20 protein-coding genes are annotated in these 21,342 nt (G+C 60.3%); 10 read left to right on the top strand and 10 right to left on the bottom strand.

The window, feature by feature from the left end; translation table 11 throughout:
* The first annotated feature begins 9 nt into the window (after window positions 1–9).
* The 5 genes from ACWGZX_RS11890 to fdhA all read left to right on the top strand — a co-directional run bounded on the left by ACWGZX_RS11890 (window position 10) and on the right by fdhA (window position 6,480).
* A complete protein-coding gene (locus ACWGZX_RS11890) occupies window positions 10–339 on the top strand; it encodes a sarcosine oxidase subunit delta (RefSeq protein WP_007947734.1) in 330 nt (109 codons plus the stop codon).
* Window positions 336–3,353 (top strand): sarcosine oxidase subunit alpha, encoded by a 3,018-nt coding sequence (locus tag ACWGZX_RS11885; RefSeq protein WP_452628426.1) that lies wholly within the window; start codon window positions 336–338, stop codon window positions 3,351–3,353. Before ACWGZX_RS11890 ends, ACWGZX_RS11885 begins: the two co-directional genes overlap by 4 nt.
* Before the next feature lie 130 nt (window positions 3,354–3,483).
* Window positions 3,484–4,116, top strand: coding sequence for a sarcosine oxidase subunit gamma (locus ACWGZX_RS11880; protein WP_223515774.1), 633 nt, complete (start codon window positions 3,484–3,486; stop codon window positions 4,114–4,116).
* A 125-nt stretch (window positions 4,117–4,241) separates the two neighbouring features.
* Window positions 4,242–5,099, top strand: a complete 858-nt coding sequence (gene purU, locus ACWGZX_RS11875) for a formyltetrahydrofolate deformylase (protein ID WP_452628425.1) — start codon at window positions 4,242–4,244, stop codon at window positions 5,097–5,099.
* Window positions 5,100–5,280: 181 nt separating this feature from the next.
* Entirely contained in the window at window positions 5,281–6,480 is a 1,200-nt protein-coding gene (gene fdhA / locus ACWGZX_RS11870; RefSeq protein WP_007947729.1) for a formaldehyde dehydrogenase, glutathione-independent, read from the top strand.
* 67 nt (window positions 6,481–6,547) lie between these two features.
* Here fdhA and ACWGZX_RS11865 read toward each other — a convergent pair whose 3' ends face one another.
* From ACWGZX_RS11865 to ACWGZX_RS11855, 3 genes are read right to left on the bottom strand one after another with little or no spacing between them, the layout of a single operon-like run.
* Window positions 6,548–7,222 (bottom strand): anti-sigma factor, encoded by a 675-nt coding sequence (locus ACWGZX_RS11865; RefSeq protein WP_452628424.1) that lies wholly within the window; start codon window positions 7,220–7,222, stop codon window positions 6,548–6,550.
* Window positions 7,219–7,863: an RNA polymerase sigma factor gene (locus ACWGZX_RS11860; protein WP_452628423.1), complete on the bottom strand. Its 645-nt coding sequence runs from the start codon at window positions 7,861–7,863 to the stop codon at window positions 7,219–7,221. Before ACWGZX_RS11860 ends, ACWGZX_RS11865 begins: the two co-directional genes overlap by 4 nt.
* Window positions 7,864–7,919: 56 nt before the next feature.
* Window positions 7,920–8,510 carry a fasciclin domain-containing protein gene (locus tag ACWGZX_RS11855; protein ID WP_452628422.1) on the bottom strand — a complete coding sequence of 197 codons (591 nt, stop codon included), beginning with the start codon at window positions 8,508–8,510 and terminating at the stop codon, window positions 7,920–7,922.
* Between the two features lie 215 nt (window positions 8,511–8,725).
* On the opposite strand from ACWGZX_RS11855, the gene ACWGZX_RS11850 reads away from it, so the two are divergent.
* Window positions 8,726–9,280 (top strand): DUF2780 domain-containing protein, encoded by a 555-nt coding sequence (locus ACWGZX_RS11850; protein ID WP_452628421.1) that lies wholly within the window; start codon window positions 8,726–8,728, stop codon window positions 9,278–9,280.
* A gap of 1 nt (window position 9,281) precedes the next feature.
* Here the strand turns inward: ACWGZX_RS11850 and ACWGZX_RS11845 are convergent, their stop codons facing one another.
* The gene (locus ACWGZX_RS11845) at window positions 9,282–10,169 is read right to left on the bottom strand and encodes an acyltransferase (protein ID WP_452628420.1); all 888 of its coding nucleotides are present in this window, start codon (window positions 10,167–10,169) and stop codon (window positions 9,282–9,284) included.
* Window positions 10,170–10,480: 311 nt separating this feature from the next.
* Here ACWGZX_RS11845 and rloA2 point away from each other — a divergent pair, with 311 nt between their 5' ends.
* From rloA2 to creD, 4 genes are all read left to right on the top strand, one after another.
* On the top strand, window positions 10,481–10,987 hold the full coding sequence (gene rloA2, locus ACWGZX_RS11840) for a retropepsin-like aspartic peptidase RloA2 (RefSeq protein WP_452628419.1): 507 nt from the start codon (window positions 10,481–10,483) through the stop codon (window positions 10,985–10,987).
* A gap of 59 nt (window positions 10,988–11,046) precedes the next feature.
* Entirely contained in the window at window positions 11,047–11,727 is a 681-nt protein-coding gene (creB, locus tag ACWGZX_RS11835; RefSeq protein ID WP_452628418.1) for a two-component system response regulator CreB, read from the top strand.
* Window positions 11,727–13,145, top strand: coding sequence for a two-component system sensor histidine kinase CreC (gene creC / locus ACWGZX_RS11830; protein ID WP_452628417.1), 1,419 nt, complete (start codon window positions 11,727–11,729; stop codon window positions 13,143–13,145). The genes creB and creC overlap by 1 nt, the downstream gene beginning before the upstream one ends.
* A gap of 149 nt (window positions 13,146–13,294) precedes the next feature.
* Window positions 13,295–14,665, top strand: coding sequence for a cell envelope integrity protein CreD (creD, locus tag ACWGZX_RS11825; RefSeq protein WP_452628416.1), 1,371 nt, complete (start codon window positions 13,295–13,297; stop codon window positions 14,663–14,665).
* A gap of 211 nt (window positions 14,666–14,876) precedes the next feature.
* On the opposite strand, the gene ACWGZX_RS11820 is transcribed toward creD, so the two are convergent.
* From ACWGZX_RS11820 to ACWGZX_RS11795, 6 genes are all read right to left on the bottom strand, one after another.
* On the bottom strand, window positions 14,877–15,506 hold the full coding sequence (locus ACWGZX_RS11820; protein ID WP_452628415.1) for a glutathione S-transferase: 630 nt from the start codon (window positions 15,504–15,506) through the stop codon (window positions 14,877–14,879).
* Between the two features lie 188 nt (window positions 15,507–15,694).
* Window positions 15,695–15,874, bottom strand: a complete 180-nt coding sequence (locus ACWGZX_RS11815; protein WP_007947719.1) for a hypothetical protein — start codon at window positions 15,872–15,874, stop codon at window positions 15,695–15,697.
* Entirely contained in the window at window positions 15,871–17,001 is a 1,131-nt protein-coding gene (locus ACWGZX_RS11810; RefSeq protein ID WP_452628414.1) for a PepSY-associated TM helix domain-containing protein, read from the bottom strand. Before ACWGZX_RS11810 ends, ACWGZX_RS11815 begins: the two co-directional genes overlap by 4 nt.
* A gap of 73 nt (window positions 17,002–17,074) precedes the next feature.
* Entirely contained in the window at window positions 17,075–19,501 is a 2,427-nt protein-coding gene (locus tag ACWGZX_RS11805; protein WP_452628413.1) for a TonB-dependent siderophore receptor, read from the bottom strand.
* Between the two features lie 250 nt (window positions 19,502–19,751).
* Entirely contained in the window at window positions 19,752–20,723 is a 972-nt protein-coding gene (locus ACWGZX_RS11800; protein ID WP_452628412.1) for a FecR domain-containing protein, read from the bottom strand.
* Window positions 20,720–21,238 carry an RNA polymerase sigma factor gene (locus ACWGZX_RS11795; protein WP_452628411.1) on the bottom strand — a complete coding sequence of 173 codons (519 nt, stop codon included), beginning with the start codon at window positions 21,236–21,238 and terminating at the stop codon, window positions 20,720–20,722. Before ACWGZX_RS11795 ends, ACWGZX_RS11800 begins: the two co-directional genes overlap by 4 nt.
* Window positions 21,239–21,342 lie beyond the last annotated feature (104 nt).

Raw genomic sequence — 21,342 nt, 5'->3', positions numbered from 1 at the left:
GAAATCCCCATGTTGCATATCTTCTGTCCTCACTGCGGCGAACTGCGCTCCGAAGAGGAATTCCATGCATCCGGCCAGGCGCACATTCCGCGTCCACTGGATCCAACCACCTGCACCGACGAGGAGTGGGGCGACTACATGTTCTTCCGCGATAACCCTCGCGGCCTGCACCACGAGCTGTGGGATCACGTCGCCGGTTGCCGTCAGTACTTCAACGTCACCCGCGACACCGTGACCTACGAGATTCTCGAAACCTACAAGATCGGCACCAAGCCGCAGTTCACCGACAAGACTGAAAGTCCGAAAGCGGCCGCGCAGGCTCTGGGAGCGAAGGTATGAGCCAGATCAATCGCCTGTCCAACGGTGGACGGATCGACCGCAACAAAGTGCTGAACTTCACCTTCAACGGCCAGAGCTACAAAGGCTTTGAAGGCGACTCGCTGGCCGCCGCCCTGCTGGCCAACGGCGTCGACATCATCGGTCGCAGCTTCAAGTATTCCCGCCCACGCGGCATCTTCGCCGCCGGTGCCGAAGAGCCGAACGCCGTGCTGCAAATCGGCGCGACTGAAGCCACACAGATTCCGAACGTACGCGCCACGCAACAAGCGCTGTATCAAGGCCTGGTCGCCACCAGCACCAACGGCTGGCCGAGCGTGAACAACGACATGATGGGGATTCTCGGCAAGGTCGGCGGCAAGCTGATGCCGCCGGGCTTCTATTACAAAACCTTCATGTACCCGCAATCGTTCTGGATGACTTACGAGAAGTACATTCGTAAAGCCGCCGGTCTTGGCCGCTCGCCGACCGAGAACGATCCGGACACCTACGACTATATGAACCAGCACTGCGACGTGCTGATTGTTGGCGCTGGCCCTGCTGGCCTGGCCGCTGCACTGGCCGCTGCGCGCAGCGGTGCCCGTGTGATCCTCGCTGATGAGCAGGAAGAGTTCGGCGGCAGCCTGCTCGACTCCCGCGAAAGCCTCGACGGCAAGCCCGCTGCCGAATGGATCGCCAGCGTCATCGCCGAGCTCAAAGACACCCCTGACGTGCTGCTGTTGCCGCGCGCCACGGTCAACGGTTACCACGACCATAACTTCCTGACCATTCACGAGCGCCTGACCGATCACCTCGGCGACCGCGCCCCGATTGGCCAAGTGCGTCAGCGCATCCACCGGGTTCGCGCCAAGCGTGTGGTTCTCGCCACCGGCGCTCACGAGCGTCCACTGGTTTACGGTAACAACGACGTGCCGGGCAACATGCTCGCCGGCGCTGTGTCGACTTATGTGCGCCGCTACGGCGTGGCACCGGGCAAAAAACTGGTGCTGTCGACCAATAACGATCACGCCTACCGCGTGGCGCTGGACTGGCTCGACGCCAGCCTGCAAGTGGTGGCCATCGCCGACGCCCGCAGCAACCCGCGTGGTGCGCTGGTGGAAGAAGCACGCGCCAAAGGCATTCGCATCCTCACCGGCAGCGCCGTGATCGAGGCCCGTGGCAGCAAGCACGTGACCGCTGCTCGCGTCGCCGCGATCGATGTAAAAGCACACGCCGTGACCAGCCCTGGTGAGTGGCTCGAATGCGATCTGGTTGCCAGCTCCGGTGGTTACAGCCCGGTGGTTCACCTGGCTTCGCACTTGGGCGGCAAGCCGATCTGGCGTGAAGACATCCTCGGTTTCGTACCGGGCGAAGCGCCGCAAAAACGCGTGTGCGTCGGTGGCATCAACGGCGTCTACGGCCTCGGCGATTCCCTGGCCGATGGTTTTGAAGGGGGCGCTCGCGCCGCTGCCGAAGCCGGTTTCCAAACAGTCGAAGGCGTACTGCCAAAAGCCTTGAGCCGTCTGGAAGAGCCAACCCTGGCGCTGTTCCAGGTGCCACACGAAAAAGCTACCGCACGGGCGCCGAAGCAGTTCGTCGACCTGCAAAACGATGTCACCGCCGCCGCCATCGAACTGGCGACCCGCGAAGGCTTCGAGTCGGTCGAGCACGTCAAACGCTACACCGCACTGGGTTTCGGTACGGACCAGGGCAAGCTCGGCAACGTCAACGGCCTGGCCATCGCCGCCCGCTCGCTGAACGTGACCATCCCGCAGATGGGCACCACCATGTTCCGCCCGAACTACACGCCGGTCACTTTCGGCGCTGTGGCCGGTCGTCACTGTGGGCACATCTTCGAACCGGTCCGTCACACCGCACTGCATCACTGGCACGTGAAAAACGGTGCCGAGTTTGAAGATGTCGGTCAGTGGAAACGTCCGTGGTACTTCCCGAAAACCGGTGAAGACATTCATGCCGCCGTGAAACGCGAATGCAAAGCCGTGCGCGACAGCGTCGGCCTGCTGGATGCGTCGACCTTGGGCAAGATCGATATCCAGGGCCCGGATTGCCGTGAGTTCCTCAATCGCATCTACACCAACGCCTGGACCAAGCTCGATGTGGGCAAGGCGCGCTACGGCCTGATGTGCAAAGAAGACGGCATGGTCTTCGACGACGGCGTAACTGCCTGCCTCGCCGACAACCATTTCGTGATGACCACCACCACCGGCGGCGCTGCACGCGTGCTGCAATGGCTGGAAATCTACCACCAGACCGAATGGCCGGACCTGAAGGTGTACTTCACTTCCGTGACGGATCACTGGGCAACCATGACCCTGTCAGGGCCGAACAGCCGCAAGCTGCTTAGCCACGTCACCGACATCGACCTGAGCAACGAAGCCTTCCCGTTCATGACCTGGAAAGAAGGTCTTGTCGGCGGTGTGCCAGCACGGGTATTCCGGATTTCGTTTACCGGTGAGCTGTCGTACGAAGTCAACGTGCAAGCTGACTACGCCGTGGGCGTGCTCGAGAAAATCGTCGAGGCCGGCAAGCAATACAACCTGACGCCGTACGGCACCGAGACCATGCACATCCTGCGGGCCGAGAAGGGCTTCATCATCGTCGGTCAGGACACTGACAGCTCGATGACCCCGGACGACTTGAACATGGGCTGGTGTGTCGGTCGCACTAAACCTTTCTCATGGATCGGTCAGCGTGGCATGAACCGTGAAGACTGCGTGCGTGATCAACGTAAGCAACTGGTGGGCCTGAAGCCGATCGATCCGACCAAGTGGCTGCCGGAAGGTGCGCAATTGGTGTTCAACACCAAGCAAGCGATCCCGATGACCATGGTCGGCCACGTGACCTCCAGCTACCTGCATAACTCCCTCGGCTATTCGTTTGCCATGGGTGTGGTGAAAGGCGGGTTGAAGCGCATCGGTGAGCGTGTGTTCGCACCGCTGGCAGATGGCAGCGTGATCGAGGCGGAAATTGTTTCTTCGGTGTTCTTCGATCCTAAGGGTGATCGCCAGAACGTCTAACACCACATTCCCTTGTGGGAGCGGGCTTGCCCGCGATGAACGATAACGCGGAGCCTCAGACCGTGTTGCTCCCATCGCGGGCAAGCCTCGCTCCCACAGGTGAGATGCAAGAATTCAGGAAAGGTGCTTTATGACCGCAGCCAATGTTTACCAACAACGCCCAACCACCGGGGCCAAGGCCGAGTCGTCGCTGCATCACGCCGACCTCGCCAGCCTGGCGGGCAAGGGCCGCAAAAATGCCGGCGTGACCGTGCGTGAGAAAAAACTCCTCGGCCACCTGACCATTCGTGGCGATGGCCACGATGCTGCATTTGCCGCAGGCGTACACAAAGCCCTCGGCATCGAATTGCCGGGTGCGCTGACCGTCGTCATCAAAGGCGAAACCAGCCTGCAATGGATGGGGCCGGATGAATGGCTGCTGATCGTGCCGACCGGTGAAGAATTTGCCGCCGAGCAAAAACTGCGCAAAGCGCTGGGCGACTTGCACATTGCAATCACCAACGTCAGCGGCGGCCAGCAGATCCTCGAACTGAGCGGTCCGAAGGTGCGCCAGGTGCTGATGAAGTCCACCAGCTACGACGTGCACCCCAACAGCTTCCCGGTGGGCAAGGCGGTGGGCACGGTGTTCGCCAAGTCGCAACTGGTGATCCGCCATACCGCTGAAGACACCTGGGAACTGCTGATCCGTCGCAGCTTCTCGGATTACTGGTGGTTGTGGTTGCAGGATGCGTCTGCCGAATACGGGCTTAGCGTTCAGGCTTGAAATTGCCTTCGCTGGCAAGCCAGCTCCTACAGGTTCGAGGGTGACAATGCGAACGACTGTAGGAGCTGGCTTGCCAGCGATCAACCGCGCAGCGGTTGCCTATAACGAACAGGAGTCACCGCACTATGAGCCGCGCCCCAGACACATGGATTCTGACCGCCGACTGCCCCAGCGTCCTCGGCACCGTGGACGCGGTGACCCGCTTTCTGTTCGAGCAGGGCTGCTACGTCACCGAGCACCATTCCTTCGATGACCGGCTCTCGGGCCGCTTCTTCATTCGCGTGGAATTCCGTCAACCCGACGGTTTCGACGAGCAAGCCTTCCGCGCCGGTCTCGAAGAGCGAGGTGCCAACTTCGGCATGATCTTCGAACTGACCGCGCCGAACTACCGGCCAAAAGTGGTGATCATGGTCTCCAAGGCCGATCACTGCCTCAATGACTTGCTCTACCGCCAGCGCATCGGCCAATTGTCGATGGACGTGGCCGCCGTGGTTTCCAATCACCCGGACCTCAAGCCGCTGGCCGACTGGCACCAGATTCCGTATTACCACTTCCCACTGGACCCGAACGACAAGCCGTCGCAGGAGCGTCAGGTGTGGCAGGTGATCGAAGACTCCGGCGCCGAGCTGGTGATCCTTGCGCGATATATGCAAGTGCTGTCGCCCGAGCTGTGCCGCAAACTCGACGGCAAGGCGATCAATATCCATCACTCCCTGCTGCCCGGTTTCAAGGGCGCCAAGCCGTATCACCAGGCCTACAACAAGGGCGTGAAACTGGTCGGCGCCACGGCGCATTACATCAACAACGACCTGGACGAAGGGCCGATCATTGCCCAAGGCGTTGAGGCGGTGGACCACAGTCATTACCCGGAAGATCTAATCGCCAAGGGGCGGGATATCGAAGGGCTGACGTTGGCGCGGGCGGTTGGTTATCACATTGAGCGGCGAGTGTTTTTGAACGCGAACAGAACCGTTGTTCTTTAGATCGCTTTCGCTGGCAAGCCAGCTCCTACAGTTGATCGCGTTTCCCCTGTAGGAGCTGGCTTGCCAGCGAAGAGGCCCTCACAAACAACGCAAAAAGACACAGGCAATAACCCGAGCAATCAACGCGCCGCCGATCCATGGCGACGCGACCGCTACATAAAAACAACAGCGAGGTGAAAGCATGTCTGGCAATCGTGGTGTGGTGTATCTCGGCAATGGCAAAGTCGAAATACAGAAAATCGACTATCCAAAAATGCAGGACCCGCGCGGCAGGAAGATTAACCACGCTGTCATCCTGCGTGTGGTTTCCACCAACATCTGTGGTTCCGACCAGCACATGGTGCGCGGCCGTACCACCGCTCAGACCGGTCTGGTGCTGGGACACGAAATCACTGGCGAAGTCATCGAGAAGGGCAGCGACGTCGAAAACCTGCAAATCGGCGATCTGGTGTCCGTACCGTTCAACGTGGCTTGCGGGCGCTGCCGTTCCTGCAAGGAAATGCACACTGGCGTTTGCCTGAGCGTTAACCCGGCACGTCCGGGCGGTGCCTACGGTTATGTCGACATGGGCGACTGGACCGGCGGCCAGGCCGAATACGCGATGGTGCCGTACGCCGACTTCAACCTGCTGAAACTGCCGGACCGCGATCGCGCGATGGAGAAAATCCGCGACCTGACCTGCCTCTCCGACATCCTGCCAACCGGTTACCACGGCGCAGTGACTGCCGGCGTCGGCCCAGGCAGCACCGTGTACATCGCCGGCGCTGGCCCGGTTGGCCTGGCCGCAGCTGCTTCCGCTCGCTTGTTGGGCGCGGCAGTGGTGATCATCGGTGACGTCAATACCGTCCGCCTGGCGCACGCCAAGGCTCAAGGTTTCGAAATCGCCGACCTGTCCCTGGACACTCCGCTGCACGAACAAATCGCTGCGCTGCTGGGCGAACCGGAAGTGGATTGCGCCGTCGACGCCGTAGGCTTCGAAGCACGCGGCCACGGCCATGACGGCGTGAAACACGAGGCTCCGGCCACCGTGCTCAACTCGTTGATGGGCGTGGTTCGTGTGGCCGGCAAAATCGGTATCCCTGGCCTGTACGTGACGGAAGACCCGGGTGCGGTGGATGCCGCCGCGAAAATGGGCAGCCTGAGCATTCGCTTCGGTCTGGGCTGGGCCAAATCCCACAGCTTCCACACCGGCCAGACACCTGTGATGAAGTACAACCGCCAGCTGATGCAGGCGATCATGTGGGACCGCATCCACATTGCCGACATCGTCGGCGTGGAAGTCATCAGCCTGGATGACGCGCCACGTGGGTATGGCGAGTTCGATGCGGGCGTGCCGAAGAAGTTTGTGATTGATCCGCACAAACTGTTCAGCGCTGCGTAAGGCTTCAAGCAACGCATAACGGCGACCTTCGGGTCGCCGTTTTTTTTGGGAATCACACAAAAGCGAATCACAGCGCTGCCAACGCACCTTGGTACAGAACTGGCCCGGTCGGTTGCCCGGTCGGCGAGCCGCCCTTCGGTTCAAGACTGACCGCCAGCGCTATCGGTTTGCCAATCAACGCTTTCTGCGCGTCGTTCAACTCAACCTTGCCTTTGCCGCCCGCCGGGATCAGGCCAAGAGATATCGGTTTGCCATCTGCCGCAATGGCCCACAACTCCAGGCTTTGCCCAGGATCAATCGCCGCAAGGGTCAACGGTTCGACGTTCAGGTAATCCTCGTGCGCTTCGACCTTCAGCGCTGGCTGCGCGTTGGCGCTCATCAATGTGGCGCTGTAACGCGCATTGTCACGGTTGTAGATCATGCCCAGGGTCACGGCGATCACCAGCGAACACACCGCTGCCGTGATACGCAACCAATTCCAGAACGGACGTTTTTCCGGAACATGCAGCACTTGCGGTTCGATCCGCGCGGTAATCCCGTGCCACACCCGCTCCGGCACCGGTTGCTCCGGCAGGGCTTCCGTCAGGCTGGCCAGACTTTCCTGCCACTGCGCCAGTTCTGCACGCAACGCCGCGTCTTCCAGCAATAACTGCTCAAAACGCCGACGCGCGGCAGAAGACATCAGGCCTATGGCGTAATCGGCAGCAAGCGCACGGCGCAGGGACGGGGTTTGATAGTTCATGATTCAAGGCACCTGCGCAGGCGTTCCATGCCACGGCGGATCCACGATTTGACCGAGCCCAGCGGCGCCGCCAGATGCTCGGCCAGTTCCGAGCAGGACAAACCTTGAAAGTAAGCCACGGTGATCGACTGGCGTTGCATGCCTTCGAGCGTTTCCAGGCAACGGTTCAAGGCGTTGGCTTCGCGGGCGCTGGTCAATTGTTCGTGGACCGAGGGGCTTTCATCCACCAGCGCCTGCTCTTGCAGGTCAGTCAGCGGCCGATCGCGGTGCTTGCGTAACTGGTCGATGGCCTGGTGTCGCGTGATGTTGATCATCCACGTCAGCGGTGCCGACAGGTGCGCGTCATAGCGCGAGGCGTTGTTCCAGATGCGCACAAAGCTTTCCTGCAGTACTTCTTCAGCCAGATCCGGACGCCCCATGAAGCGCAGGGCCACACCGTGCAAGCGTGGGCCGACGCTGCGGTAAAGCGTCTCGAAAGCGCGGCGGTCACCCAGTGAACACTGGGCCAACAGCTGCCTGAGTTGATCGATGTCGGCGGTGGAAATAGCGCTTCTCCAGACAATCGAGGGACCGGCGGCGGGCTGCGTGATGGGCCGGTTGCAGGCAGAGGTTAGTTCACTGCGCGCGGTTGTTCCATTCACGGCCGGACACCTCGAAAAAACCCGCCGACCCCGCAGGACGGGGCCGGCGGTATGGCTCAGCTTTTCGGCATCAGCACTTTGTCGATGACCTGAATCACCCCGTTGGACTGGTATACGTCATAGGTGGTGATGTCGGCGACGTCACCTTTTTCATCCTTGATGGTGATGTTGTGCGGGCCGTTCATCGTCGCCCAGAGCTTGCCGCCGGCAACGGTGGTGAGTTCGGTCTTGCCGCCACCGGCCTTGATCTTCTCGGCCAGGGTCATCATGTCGAGCTTGCCGGCGACCACGTGGTAGGTCAGGAGTTTGCTCAATGCTGCTTTGTTTTCAGGTTTGAGCAACGTATCGACCGTCCCGGCGGGCAGGGCCGTGAAGGCCGAGTTGACTGGGGCGAACACGGTAAACGGGCCTTTGCCCTTGAGGGTGTCCACTAAGCCTGCGGCTTTCACGGCGGCGACCAGGGTGGTGTGGTCGGCGGAGTTTACCGCGTTATCGATGATGTCCTTGCTCGGCATCATGCTTCGGCCGCCGACGATGACAGCGTGGCTCGTGTCTGCCGCTTGCACGGTGTTCAGGACGAGTCCGCCACCAAGGGCCAGGGTCAGCAGGCTGGCAATCAACGGCGTTTTGATCGATGTGCGTTTCATGGTGATGATCCTCGTGAAGGGAATCGGCCAGGATTGTCTGTCCGTGCTTGATATACGCGGGCGGGGCCAGACTGGATGCAGCGCCGGTACATTCTTTTTCGACTGTTCGTCAGGGGCTCACCAAGGCTTGGAACAATCCCCTGGGATGCCAGTCCAACACATAGTTTTTCGCCGCCCATTGCCGGGCGGTTTTCATGGCACATGAGGATGTCTGGATGAAGATTTCACGCGGTTTTGCACTGGCTTCGCTGATGTGTCTGGCGGCCAGTCCGGTCTTTGCTCAGTTCAGCCTGTTCGATGCGGCCAATGCCATCTCCGGCATGCAGGGCGATGACGCAGCCACCGCGGACGCGCCGACCCCGCAGACGGCTGATCTGCTGAGTGCGCTGACCCAATTGAACGTGACGCCACAACAAGCCGTCGGCGGCGCCGGGGCGATGCTCGGGTTGGCCAAAAATCAATTGAGTTCGACCGATTACTCGGAGTTGGCCAAAAGCGTACCGGGAATCGACATTTTGTCGGGCGGTGGTGAGCTGGGTGCCCTCGCGGGTTTGCTCGGTTCGTCCGGCAAGGCCGCCGGTCTGGACGACGCTCTGGGCAACGTGAAGAACACCAACGACCTGAGCAACGCTTTCAGCGCATTGGGGATGGACAGCGGAATGATCGGCCTGTTTACCCCGGTGCTTCTGCAATTCCTCGGTCAGCAAGGCGTGGGTGGTTCGTTGCTGGAAAACCTGGGCGGAATCTGGGGCGCCGGCGCCAGCATTTGATTCAGCGGCGCTCGGCGCGTAATGCGTCGATCTGTCGATCCTTTTCGATCCAGAGCTGGTTGACCCAGTTCTGGATTTTTTCGCGAAACAGCGGATCGTTTTCATAATCGCCCTGCCACAGCGCGGGGTCGAGTTCGCGGGTCTTGATGTCGATGATGACCTTCGGCACGTTGCCGCTGATCAAATCCCAGAACCCCGGAATCGTCTGCTGCGGATACACCACCGTCACATCGAGCACGGCGTCCAGCTGTTCGCCCATCGCCGCCAGCACGAACGCCACACCGCCGGCCTTGGGCCGAAGCAGGTGAGTGAAGGGTGATTGCTGTTGGGCGCTTTTCGCGGCGGTGTAGCGTGTGCCTTCCAGGTAATTGACCACCGTCACTGGCTGACGCTTGTACAACTCGCACGCTGCTTTAGTAATCTCCAGATCCTTGCCGGCCAACTCTGGATGCTTGGCCAGGAATGCCTTGGTGTAGCGCTTCATGAACGGGTAATCCAGCGCCCACCACGCCAGCCCCAGGAACGGCACCCAGATCAGCTCTTTCTTGAGGAAGAACTTGAAAAACGGCGTCCGCCGATTCAAGGCCTGGATCAACGCCGGGATATCAACCCAGGACTGATGATTGCTGATCACCAGATACGACGTATCGACGCGCAGGCCATCGCCGCCACGGATGTCCCACCGGGTCGGAATGCACAACCGGAAGATCAGCTTGTCAATCTCGGCCCAGGTCTCGGCGACCCACATCACCGCCGATGAGGCGTCATCGCGAAAGCGACCGGGCAGGACCAGTTTGAGCAGGGCAAACACCATCAGCGGCCCGATCAGGATCAGGGTGTTGAGCAACAGCAGCAGGGTAACGAAACAGCCGGTGAGCAGGCGGCGCATAAGTAGCTCTTGGGATCATTTGGGCGCGCCATGATAAGCAGCTTGGGGCGGGAGGCCAAATCGGGGGTGACGAATGTTTCACCTTTGGACCGATATGCTTGAGTGAAATTGGACTGGTCAAGCTGTTGTGGTGATTGATCTGGCCTCTTCGCGGGCAAGCCCGCTCCCACAGGGTTCGTGTCGTTCACAAACCTTGTGTACCCCCAATCCACCGTGGGAGCGAGCCTGCTCGCGAAAGGATCTTAAGAACGAACGAATTCCCAGCTGGCGGTCTAAAATCCCGCTGCCCACTCCTTATGGATGCCCATTACGTGAAATCGATCCTCGCACTGCTTTCCCTGGTGGCCCTGCCGGTCCTGGCCGCCGAGCCGACCCTGTATGGGCGTTACGAATACATCGCGCTGCCGGAAATCGGTGGCGAAGTCCTCAAGGCCAAGATGGACACCGGTGCCCTGACCGCGTCGCTGTCTGCCCGAGACATCGAAACCTTCACCCGCAACGGCGAAGAATGGGTGCGTTTCCGCCTTGCCACCAAGGGCGCCAGCAACAAGGTCTACGAACACAAAGTCGCGCGGATCAGCAAGATCAAGACCCGCTCCGAAGAAGACGAGGATGATGCGGACGTGGTCGCACCCACCAAGCGCCCCGTGGTTGACCTGGAGCTGTGCCTGGGCAACGTCAAGCGCACCGTCGAGGTCAACCTGACCGACCGCAGCAGCTTCAACTACCCTTTGTTGATCGGCGCCAAAGCCTTGCGTGAATTCGGCGCGGCGGTGAACCCGGCGCGACGTTTCACGGCAGACAAACCCGACTGCTGATTGACGGCGAATCAGCCTTGGGGCACCGTTCGCCCACTTAACTGCCGGGCCAGGACGCCATGCCTCATATCTTGATTGTCGAAGACGAAGCGGCGATTGCCGACACTCTGATTTTCGCGTTGCAGGGTGAAGGCTTCACCACGACCTGGCTGAGCCTTGGCGCGGCAGCGCTGGACCATCAGCGCGCCACGCCGGCCGATTTGATCATTCTCGACATTGGTCTACCGGATATCAGCGGTTTTGAAACCTGCAAACAATTGCGCCGTTTCAGCGAAGTGCCGGTGATTTTCCTCAGTGCCCGCGATGCTGAAATCGATCGTGTGGTGGGTTTGGAAATCGGCGCTGACGATTACGTGGTCAAGCCGTTCAGTCCACGGGAAGTGGCCGCGCGGGTCCGGGCCATTCTCAAACGCATGGCGCCAAGAGCGGTGGCCGAGGTCTCATCGGCACTGTTTCGTATCGACATCGAACGGGTGCAAATCAACTATCGCGGTCAAGCGCTGACCCTGACCCGTCACGAGTTCCGCCTGTTGCAATGCCTGTTGGAACAACCCGAGCGGGTGTTCAGCCGCGAGCAATTGTTGGATGCGCTGGGCATCGCCGCCGATGCCGGTTACGAGCGCAGCATCGACAGCCACATCAAGAGCGTGCGCGCCAAATTGCGTCTGGTGCGGGCGGACGCCGAGCCGATCCAGACCCATCGCGGCCTCGGTTATAGCTACAGCCCGGGGCACAGCTGATGCCGCTGGGGATCCGGATTTTCCTGGTCTACGTGCTGTTCATCGGCCTGACCGGTTACTTCGTGCTCAACACCGTGATGGAGGAAATCCGCCCCGGTGTGCGTCAGTCCACCGAAGAAACCCTGGTCGACACGGCCAACCTGATGGCCGAGGTCCTGCGCGACGACTTCAAGGCCGGCACCCTCAATCAGAATCGCTGGCCCGAGTTGCTCAAGGCCTACGGCGAGCGGCAACCGAAGGCAAGCATCTGGGGCTTGCCGAAGAATCAGGTCAATCACCGCATCTACGTCACCGACGCCAAAGGCATTGTGGTGCTGGACTCCAGCGGCGTGGCGGTGGGGCAGGATTACTCGCGCTGGAACGATGTCTACCTGACCCTGCGTGGCGAATACGGCGCACGCTCCACGCGCGCCGATCCGAACGATACGAACTCCTCGGTGATGCACGTTGGCGCACCGATTCGCGACAACGGCCAGATCATCGGCGTGGTGACCGTGGCCAAGCCCAACAGCTCGTTGCAGCCTTACGTCGATCGCACCGAGCGCCGATTGCTGGCCTATGGCGCCGGGCTGATTGGCCTCGGTCTGTTGTTCGGCGCGTTGTTGTCGTGGTGGCTGAGTGCGGCGCTACGACGGTTGACTGCTTATGCACAAGCGGTGAGTGCAGGCCAACGGGTTGAAGTTCCGCACTATCGCGGCGGTGAACTGGAGCAACTGGCGACAGCGGTCGAGCAGATGCGCACGCAGCTCGAAGGCAAAGCCTACGTCGAGCGTTATGTGCATACGCTGACCCATGAGTTGAAGAGCCCGTTGGCGGCGATTCGCGGGGCGGCGGAATTGCTGCAAGGCGAGATGCCGTTGGCGCAGCAGCAGCGGTTTGTCAGCAATATCGAAAGCGAAAGTGTGCGGATGCAGCAGTTGATTGAGCGGTTGTTGAACCTGGCTCAGGTTGAGCAACGCCAAGGTCTGGAAGAGCGGGTGGCGGTGCCGTTGGCCGGGTTGGTGGATGAATTGTTGAAGGCTCAGGCGGCGCGGATCGAGGGTAAGCAGTTGCGCGTGGAAAAACGGATTCCAGCAGATCTGGCGATAACCGGTGAGCCGTTTCTGTTGCGTCAGGCGCTGGGGAATTTGTTGGAGAATGCGCTGGATTTCACGCCGGTTCAGGGTGTGCTGCGTTTTAGCGCCGAGCGACTTGGGGAGCAGGTTGAGTTCAAACTGTTCAACCAGGCCGAGGCGATTCCCGACTACGCACTGCCGCGCTTGAGCGAGCGTTTTTACTCGCTGCCGCGCCCCGACAGTGCCCGAAAAAGCACCGGGTTGGGGCTTAACTTTGTGGAAGAAGTGGTCAAGCTGCATGGCGGTTCGTTGAGCATTGGCAATGTCGAGGGCGGTGTTGAAGTGAGGTTGTGCCTGGCTTAGGACCGCGTCGCGGCATTCGCGAGCAGGTCGAATCGTCGCACCGTCGCTCCCACAGAGGGCTGCCCAGTCTCCACATAATCTCCATATTCCCCCCATAAATTCCCCACACAGCCATTCCAGACTCTCTCTATCCAAACAGGGAGAGTCCCATGAACCGTAGCCTGACCATAAAACTCGGGGCCATTGCCCTTCTGATTCTGTTGTTACTGATCCCGCTGTTGATGATCAACGGCATCATCCAGGACCGCCAGCAACTGCGCGACGGTGTGCTCGAAGACATCGCCCGTAGTTCCAGCTTCAGCCAGCAACTGAGCGGGCCACTGATGGTGGTGCCATATCGCAAAGTGGTGCGCACCTGGAAGCTCAACCAGAAAACCAACGAGCGCTACCAGGACATCGGTGAAGAACGTGGTCGCTTGTACTTCCTGCCAGAGCGCTTCGAACTCGATGGCCAGATCCAGACAGAACTGCGCTCACGTGGCATTTACGAGGCACGCCTGTTCCACGCGCAAAACCACATCAGCGGGCATTTCTCGGTGCCGGCGCAACTGGGCATCAAGGAAGACTTCGCTGATTACCAGTTTGACCAGCCGTTTTTGGCAGTTGGCATCAGCGACATTCGCGGCATTGAAAACGCATTAAAGCTGGACCTGAACGGCCAGATTCTGGACTTCGTTCCGGGCAGTCAGGTGGGCTGGCTGGGTGAAGGTGTACACGTGACGCTGCCAGCGCTGGACGCAAAAAAAACCACGGAACTGGCCTTCGGTTTTGACCTGCGTTTGCAGGGCACCGGTCAGTTGCAGATTCTGCCGGTGGGCAAAACCAGCAAGGTGTCGTTGATCGCCAACTGGCCTCATCCAAGCTTCATCGGCAATTACCTGCCGGCCCAGCGTGAAGTGAACGATCAAGGTTTCACCGCCAATTGGCAGACCTCGTTCTTCTCCACCAACCTTCAAGAAGCGCTGAGCAGTTGCGTGTCGGGCGATGGTTGCGAGGCGTACAACGGGCGCAGCTTCGGCGTGAGCTTCATCGACCCGGTTGACCAGTATCTGAAGAGTGATCGTGCGATCAAATATGCCTTGCTGTTCATCGTCCTGACGTTCGCAGGCTTCTTCCTGTTCGAAGTGCTGAAAAGCCTGGCGGTGCACCCGGTGCAGTACGCGTTGGTCGGCGTGGCCTTGGCGTTTTTCTATCTATTGCTGCTGTCGCTGTCCGAACACTTCGGTTTTGCCCTGGCGTATTTGTTGTCGTCCGCTGGCTGCGTGTTGTTGATCGGGTTCTATGTCTGCCACGTGCTGCACAGCGTGCGGCATGGCCTGAGTTTTTCGGCGGGGTTGGCGGCCTTGTACGGCTTGCTCTACGGCTTGTTGAGTGCCGAGGATTACGCGCTGCTGATGGGCTCGTTGTTGCTGTTCGGCTTGCTCGGGGTGTTTATGGTGCTGACCCGTAAGCTGGACTGGTACGGAATCGGGCAGAAGAGCGCCAAGCCGATGGAGTTTGATCTGGGGGCGGTGGAATGAGCCGGTCGCTGGGGTTGCGGGAGGATCAGCGGGAAGGGGAGGTTTTGGCGACGCTGATATTCGCGTTGTTTCCGTCGGATTCGGTGTGGTGCCATCGCGAGCAGGCTCACTCCTACAGGGGATCTCCAGTGGACTCAAATTCTGTGTACACCAACGATCAAACTGTGGGAGCGAGCCTGCTCGCGATGAGGCCGGAACAGTCAGCGAAGATCTAAACCTTAGGCATCGTCGCCAACATCGAAGGCCGCTGACTCACCTCGAAATACCACGCCGCCAACTGCGGATTCGCCTCGCGCCACTCCAGATCCGGATGGCGCAAGTCGATGTAACCCAACGCACAGGCAACGCTGATCGCCGCGACATCGAAATGGCTGGTCAGCTCGGCAATCGCGTCTTTTTCCAGTAGCGCCAAGCCGCGACGAATCTTGCCGCGCTGGGCATCCAGCCACTCATCCCAGTGTTTCTCCGGGGCGCGCAGGACCAACTCATAACGAACCATCACCGAAGCGTCCATGACCCCGTCGGCCAGCGAGGCCAAGGTCAGGCGCCGCCAGCGGGCCGAACCTTCGCGCGGGATCAGCGGGTTGCCGACGTGCTGGTGGTCGAGGTAATCGAGGATCACCCGGCTGTCATGGATGACGTTGCCGTCGGCCAGGCGCAGGGCGGGGATTTTGCCCAGCGGGTTGTCTTCGTTGAGTGACTGATCGGGGCTGACCGGTGTGAGCACACAGTCTTGCAGCGCCACGCGGCCGGTCTGACCGGTCTCGTGCAGCAACACCATGACTTTACGAACGAAGGGCGATAGAGCGTTGTGGTACAGGGTCATGCTGGGGGCGGACATGGCGACATCTCGGTCTGGGTCAGTGCAGGGCAGCATAGCGCGTTGATGCGGGAGCTCAAGCTGACAAGTACGGATGCCCCCTGTGGGAGCGAGCCGGCTCCGGGCGGCGTTCCGACGAATGCAATCTGCCAGTCGGTACACAAATGACTGACACACCGCTTTCGCGAGCAGGCTCGCTCCCACAAAAATCAGCGGCGTTGCAGCAGGCCGCGCAGGGCGAAGAAGGCGGGAACGCCTAGACCAAGCCAGCTCAAGGCGTCCCACACGCCATCACCCAGCAGCGCCGCGAATAACCCGGCGGCGCTGAGCAAGGCGATAACCGTGGGCGTGCCGAAGACCTTCCAGAAGTTCGATTGCCTTGGCTTCATGCTTGAGCCTCGGCGTGTTCGAGCACAGGTTTTGCCGCTTTGCGCCGCACCACCCACAGGTAAACCCCACTGCCGAGCACAATGATGGTCAGCACATCAAGGGTCGCCCACAGGATCTTCATCGGCATACCGCCATAATCGCCGAAGTGCAGTGGCTGCGACATGCCCATGGCGTCCATGTACCACGGTCGCTCAGCCACGGCGGTGACTTGCAGGGTGCTGGCGTCGATCAGCACCGGAGTCAGCAAGTGCGAAGTCAGGTGGGTGCTGCCTTTCATGAACACCGCGTAATGGTGCTCGCTGGAAAACCGCGTGCCGGGGAAGGCGATGAAGTCCGGCGTCATGTCCGGCGCAACTTCCCTGGCGATGTCGAGCAGGCGGGTCGCCGGTGCGATGTGCGTCAGCGGTGGCGCGTCGCGGTACGGCGCGACCATCGCGTTCAGGCTGTCGTTGCGCCAGGCAGCAATCAGCAGGTCGGCGCAGGCGCTGATGACGCCTGTCACACCGACGACCAGTGCCCAGGTCAGTGTGACCACACCGATCAGGTTGTGTAGATCAAGCCAGCGCAGGCGAGTGGATTTGTCTTGGCGTACCGTGGCGAACTTCAAGCGGCGCATGAACGGCAAATACAGCACCGCCCCGGAAATGATGGCGACCACAAACATCAGCCCCATGAACGCCAGCAACAACTTGCCCGGCAGACCGGCAAACATGTCCACATGCAGGCGCAGCATGACCATCATGAACCCCCTGTTGGCCGATGGCATTTCCACAGCTTCGCCGGTGCGGGCGTCGAGCATGAAGGTGTGTGACGAGTTTGGTTCGGTGCCGGCGGTAGCCGCCATGATTGTTACGGCACCATTGGGCTCATCGTCTTCAAAACCGAAATACTGCATGACCTCACCGGGACGATGCTTTTCAGCCGCCAGCACCAGCTGCTGCAAATCGAGCATCGGCGTGTCCGCCGGCATTTGCTTCAACTCGGCGGCATCTCCCAACAGGTGGTCGATCTCGTGGTGGAAGATTAACGGCAACCCGGTCAGTGCCAGCATCAGCAGGAAGACCGTGCAGATCAGGCTGGTCCAGGTGTGGACAAAGGACCAGCGGCGAATTGTTATACTTTTCATTTCCAGGCCTTCAGAAATACCAAAGCCGCCCGGAATAGGGCAGCCTGGTTTTGGGGCATGTCAGGTCAGACGATTACCACTTGTAGGTTGCACTGGCGACGACACTGCGCAGGTCGCCGTAGTAGCAGTAGAAACCGTCACAAGTGGAGATGTAGTCCTTGTTGAGCAGGTTGGTGGCGTTCAAAGCCAGGGATGCGCCTTTCAGGCTGTTGTCCAGACGACCGAGGTCGTAATGAACAGCGGCGTCGAACACGGTGTAGGCATCTGCCTTGCCCAGTTCGGTGTTGGCCTGATCGCCGTAGGTATTGCCGGTGTAGCGAGCGCCGGCACCCACGCCGAAGCCGTCCAGCACGCCGTTGTGCCAGGTGTAGTCAGCCCACAGCGACGCCTGCTGGTTAGGCATCAGTTGCAGGCGATTGCCCTTGAATTCGCCATCTTGTACTTCGGATTTGGCCAGGGTGTACGCCGCGATGAGCTTGAGGTTTTCGTTGACGTCGGAAACGGCTTCCAGCTCCAGGCCTTTGACTTTGACTTCGCCGGTCTGGCTGGTGATCGACGTGCCGCCAACGTTGGTGGTGACCGAAACGTTTTTCTGGGTCAGGTCGTAGATTGCGGCGGTCAGCAGGGTGTTGCTGCCCGGTGGTTGGTATTTGATGCCCAGCTCCCACTGATTGCCTTTGGTGGGTTTGAACGATTCGGTGGCCGAGGCCGAAGCGCCGGTCGTGGGCTGGAAGGACTCGGCGTACGACAGGTACGGCACAAAGCCCGAGTCGAACACATAGCTGATCGCCGCGTTGCCGCTGAAGTTCTTGTCACGTTGGGTGTTGGTGGCATCGTCTTTGTTGAAGAACTTGGTGCCGGTGTGCACCCAGTCCTCACGTCCGCCGAGTGTCACGAGCCAATGGTCGAGGACCATCTGATCCTGCGCGTACAGGCCGGTCTGGTAGGTCTTCTGGTCGTAATCGTAGAACGCGGTGGAACGGTCCGGACGCTCGATTGGCAAACCGTAGATCGGGTTATTGACGTTGATCGGCGGTGCGGTGCCGAAGATGGAGAGGTAGTTGGTATTGCTGCGCTGGTGGTCGAGACCCAACAGCACGGTGTGACGCACGTCGCCCGTCGCGAAGTCGGCCTGGAAGTTGTTATCCACGGCGAACTGGCTGATGTCTTCTTCGACGCTGGTGGTGGTGCGGCCAACGTTGCCAGCATCATCAACCTGGGTGAACGGATACGCGCCGACGGTGATGGCCTGGAATGACAGGTCCGTCTTGGTGTAACGCAGGTTCTGCTTGAACTGCCAGACGTCGTTCAGGCGATGTTCGAACGCATAGCCCAGCGCGTAGTAGGTGCGGTCGTAGTATTCCCAGTCCGGATCGCCAAGGTTCTTGTGATGTGAAATATCACCAAACGGCATGTCGATTTTGGTGCCTTGCACCGGCAGGAACTGGCTGGTGATGCCGGTATCGTCGCGGGTGAATTGCGTCAGCAAGGTGAACTGGGTGTCCGGGTCGATGTTCCAGGTCAGGCTCGGCGCAATGTTGTAGCGCTTGTTGTCTACGTGGTCGATCTGCGTGCCGCTGTCGCGCACCACACCGCTCAGGCTGTAAAGAAACTGGCCTTCGTCATCAATCTTGCCGGTGTTGGCGAAGTTGATCTGACGATAATTGTAGCTGCCGTATTGCAGATCGATCTCGTTGCTCTCTATAGCCGTTGGACGCCGGCTGACCATGTCCAGCAGGCCGCCCGGCGGAGTCTGGCCGTAAACGGAGGAGGCCGGGCCGCGCAGCACGGACAGGCGATCGAGGTTCCAGGTTTCTTGTTTCGGGTTGGCATACACGCCTTTAGGCAGTGGCAGGCCGTCGAGGAACTGGGTCGGTTCAAAACCGCGAACGCGCAGCCAGTCGGCGCGGGTGTCGCTGCCATAGCTGCTGGCGGTGATACCGGGCATGTAGCGCACGGCATCATCGAGGTTTTGCACATTGCGGTCGTCCATTTGGTCGCGGGTGACGACCGAAATCGAGCGCGGCACGTCGACCAGCGCTGTATCGGTCTTGGTGCCGGCGGCGGTGCGAGTGGCCAGGTAGCCTTCTACCGGGCCCCAGGCGATTTCGCTGGCTCCAAAGCCGATGACGGCGGTTTCCGGCAGGGCCAGTGTGCCCTCGGGAATAGCGACCAGGCTGTAGGTGCCGGCGCTGCTTTGTTCCAGTTGCAGACCCGTGCCACGCAAGGCTTCACGCAGGGCGCCGGCAGCGTCGAACTGACCCTTCACCGGTGCCGAGGACTTGCCTGAGGCCAGCGATGGATTCAACGACAGCGCCAGACCGGCCTGACTCGCAATCTGGTTCAGGGTGCTGGCCAACGGTGCGGCCGGCAGGTTGTAGGCGCGAACGCTGGATGCCTGTTCAGCGGCGATCAGTTGGCTACTGGCCAAAGGCGTGAAAAGGGCAATTGCGACAGCCAGTAAGCTGGGGCGCAACAAGTTGTAGAGCGAACGGGGCATACAGCGGCTCCTGAATAGAAATATTTCTCAATTGCTTAGGTGCCGCACGAGATTCGAAAACTGATAGGGCTGGATGAAAATAATTTCGATTCAGAAAATTGATGAGGCTGATGGCCTCTTCGTCGGAACGCCGCCCGGAGCCGGCTCGCTCCCACATTTGATCTCCTGTGAACACCCCTCTTGTGAACACTGGAGAGTCCATGTGGGAGCGAGCCTGCTCGCGAAGGCGGCCGATCAGACACCGCATGACTTAAGGTTTTAGGTCAGCTTTCGCCACCGTCACCCACCACGGTGTGTACTGTTCAATCTGCACCGGCAGGGTCGGCAACAGGGTGCTCAGGGCCTTGTCGGTGTCGTGTAGCGGAAAACTGCCGGTAATGCGCAGGTCGGCAATCTCCGGTGCTACGCCTAAATACCCGCGACGATACCGAGCGAGCTCATGCACCAGATCTTCCAGGCGAGCGTTGTCGACCACCAGCATGCCGCGGGTCCAGGCGTCGGCGTCGAGGTTGACGGCGACAACCGGCCCCAGGCCATTGCTGCGTATCAGCACTTGCTGACCTTCGTGCAGAATCTGTTCCTCGGAGCTCGATTGCGGATGCGCCGCCACCGCGGACTTCAACACGCTCAGGCGCGTGCCTGCTTCCTCGCGCTTGACCAGGAAGAGCGTCCCTAGCGCTTGCATGCTGCCTTCGCGGGTTTCGACGATAAACGGCCGGGCATCGCCGTGACCGGTCTCGACGAGGATTTCGCCTTCTTGAAGGATGATTCGCCGCTGCTTCTCATCAAAACGGATGTCCACGGCGCTGTGGGTATTGAGGTTGATCAGCGTGCCGTCTGCGAGGCGCAGGGTGCGCTGCTCGCCGGTGGCGGTGCGCTGGTCGGCCAGCCAGTAGTCGAGAGGCAGATAACGATCACCGGCAAACAGGGCCAGCCCGATCACCGCGACAACGCTGGCCACGCCGCTGCCCAGTTTGCGCACACGGCGGCGAATGTTTTCACGCGATTGCAGCAACGCCGTACGGGCCGGGCCGTTGGCAACGCTGAAGCGCTGGTCGAGCATGCCCAGCTGGCGCCAGGCGCGGGCATGTTCCTCGTGGGCCGCGTGCCATTGACTGAACGCTTCGCGCTCCACTGGGTTGCCGGAGTCCAGGGACAATTGCCAGGCAATCGCCGCATCCAGCACCTTGGCCGATACCGGTTTGGAGCTGACCGGGTTCATACCGGCTCACCGTACAACGCGATGTAGCACTGACGAATCCCCTGGGCCAGGTATTGCCGAACACGCGGCACCGAGACGCCCAGTCGCTGGGCGATTTCGGTATGACCGAGGCCGTCGAGGCGGTTATAGAGAAACGCGGCCCGGGCCTTGCTCGACAGCTGACCCAGCAAGCGGTCGATGGCTTTGAGGTCTTCGAGGATCATCTGCTGCTCCTCGACCGACGGTTGTTCGCCTTCGGGGATCAGCATCAGTTCGGCGAGGTAGGCCTGTTCCAGCGCGGCGCGGCGGAAATAGTCGAATAGCAAGCCTTTGGCAATCGCCACCAGAAACGCCCGCGGCTCGCGAGGCTCTATCAGTTCGTCCCGACCCAGCAACCGCACAAAAGTGTCCTGGCTCAGGTCTTCTGCACGTTGCGGGCAAGCCACGTTGCGTCGCAGCCAGGCCAATAGCCAGCTGCGATGGTCGCGATATAACGCACCAACGAGCTCACTGTGGGGGCTTTGGATTGACGACACGCAGCATTACCGATTGGGAAGTGTTAACTAACGAGAATTGTTCGCGATTGTCGCAGAGGAGGGGACGGTACGCAATTGGCGCTGGTCGGGTGGATTGAGCTGTA

The organism is Pseudomonas sp. CLCA07 (assembly GCF_053615335.1).
Note: the sequence above shows the minus strand (reverse complement) of the source record. Positions and strands in the feature narration are given on the sequence as shown.

Coding starts and splice junctions, on each gene's coding strand:
- ACWGZX_RS11800 (WP_452628412.1), bottom strand. CDS start 20,723: ATGAACCCGGTCAGCTCCAAACCGGTATCGGCCAAGGTGCTGGATGCG.
- ACWGZX_RS11890 (WP_007947734.1), top strand. CDS start 10: ATGTTGCATATCTTCTGTCCTCACTGCGGCGAACTGCGCTCCGAAGAG.
- ACWGZX_RS11885 (WP_452628426.1), top strand. CDS start 336: ATGAGCCAGATCAATCGCCTGTCCAACGGTGGACGGATCGACCGCAAC.
- creC (WP_452628417.1), top strand. CDS start 11,727: ATGCCGCTGGGGATCCGGATTTTCCTGGTCTACGTGCTGTTCATCGGC.
- creD (WP_452628416.1), top strand. CDS start 13,295: ATGAACCGTAGCCTGACCATAAAACTCGGGGCCATTGCCCTTCTGATT.
- creB (WP_452628418.1), top strand. CDS start 11,047: ATGCCTCATATCTTGATTGTCGAAGACGAAGCGGCGATTGCCGACACT.
- ACWGZX_RS11805 (WP_452628413.1), bottom strand. CDS start 19,501: ATGCCCCGTTCGCTCTACAACTTGTTGCGCCCCAGCTTACTGGCTGTC.
- fdhA (WP_007947729.1), top strand. CDS start 5,281: ATGTCTGGCAATCGTGGTGTGGTGTATCTCGGCAATGGCAAAGTCGAA.
- ACWGZX_RS11815 (WP_007947719.1), bottom strand. CDS start 15,874: ATGAAGCCAAGGCAATCGAACTTCTGGAAGGTCTTCGGCACGCCCACG.
- ACWGZX_RS11845 (WP_452628420.1), bottom strand. CDS start 10,169: ATGCGCCGCCTGCTCACCGGCTGTTTCGTTACCCTGCTGCTGTTGCTC.
- ACWGZX_RS11850 (WP_452628421.1), top strand. CDS start 8,726: ATGAAGATTTCACGCGGTTTTGCACTGGCTTCGCTGATGTGTCTGGCG.
- ACWGZX_RS11810 (WP_452628414.1), bottom strand. CDS start 17,001: ATGAAAAGTATAACAATTCGCCGCTGGTCCTTTGTCCACACCTGGACC.
- ACWGZX_RS11865 (WP_452628424.1), bottom strand. CDS start 7,222: ATGAACTATCAAACCCCGTCCCTGCGCCGTGCGCTTGCTGCCGATTAC.
- ACWGZX_RS11880 (WP_223515774.1), top strand. CDS start 3,484: ATGACCGCAGCCAATGTTTACCAACAACGCCCAACCACCGGGGCCAAG.
- ACWGZX_RS11855 (WP_452628422.1), bottom strand. CDS start 8,510: ATGAAACGCACATCGATCAAAACGCCGTTGATTGCCAGCCTGCTGACC.
- purU (WP_452628425.1), top strand. CDS start 4,242: ATGAGCCGCGCCCCAGACACATGGATTCTGACCGCCGACTGCCCCAGC.
- ACWGZX_RS11820 (WP_452628415.1), bottom strand. CDS start 15,506: ATGTCCGCCCCCAGCATGACCCTGTACCACAACGCTCTATCGCCCTTC.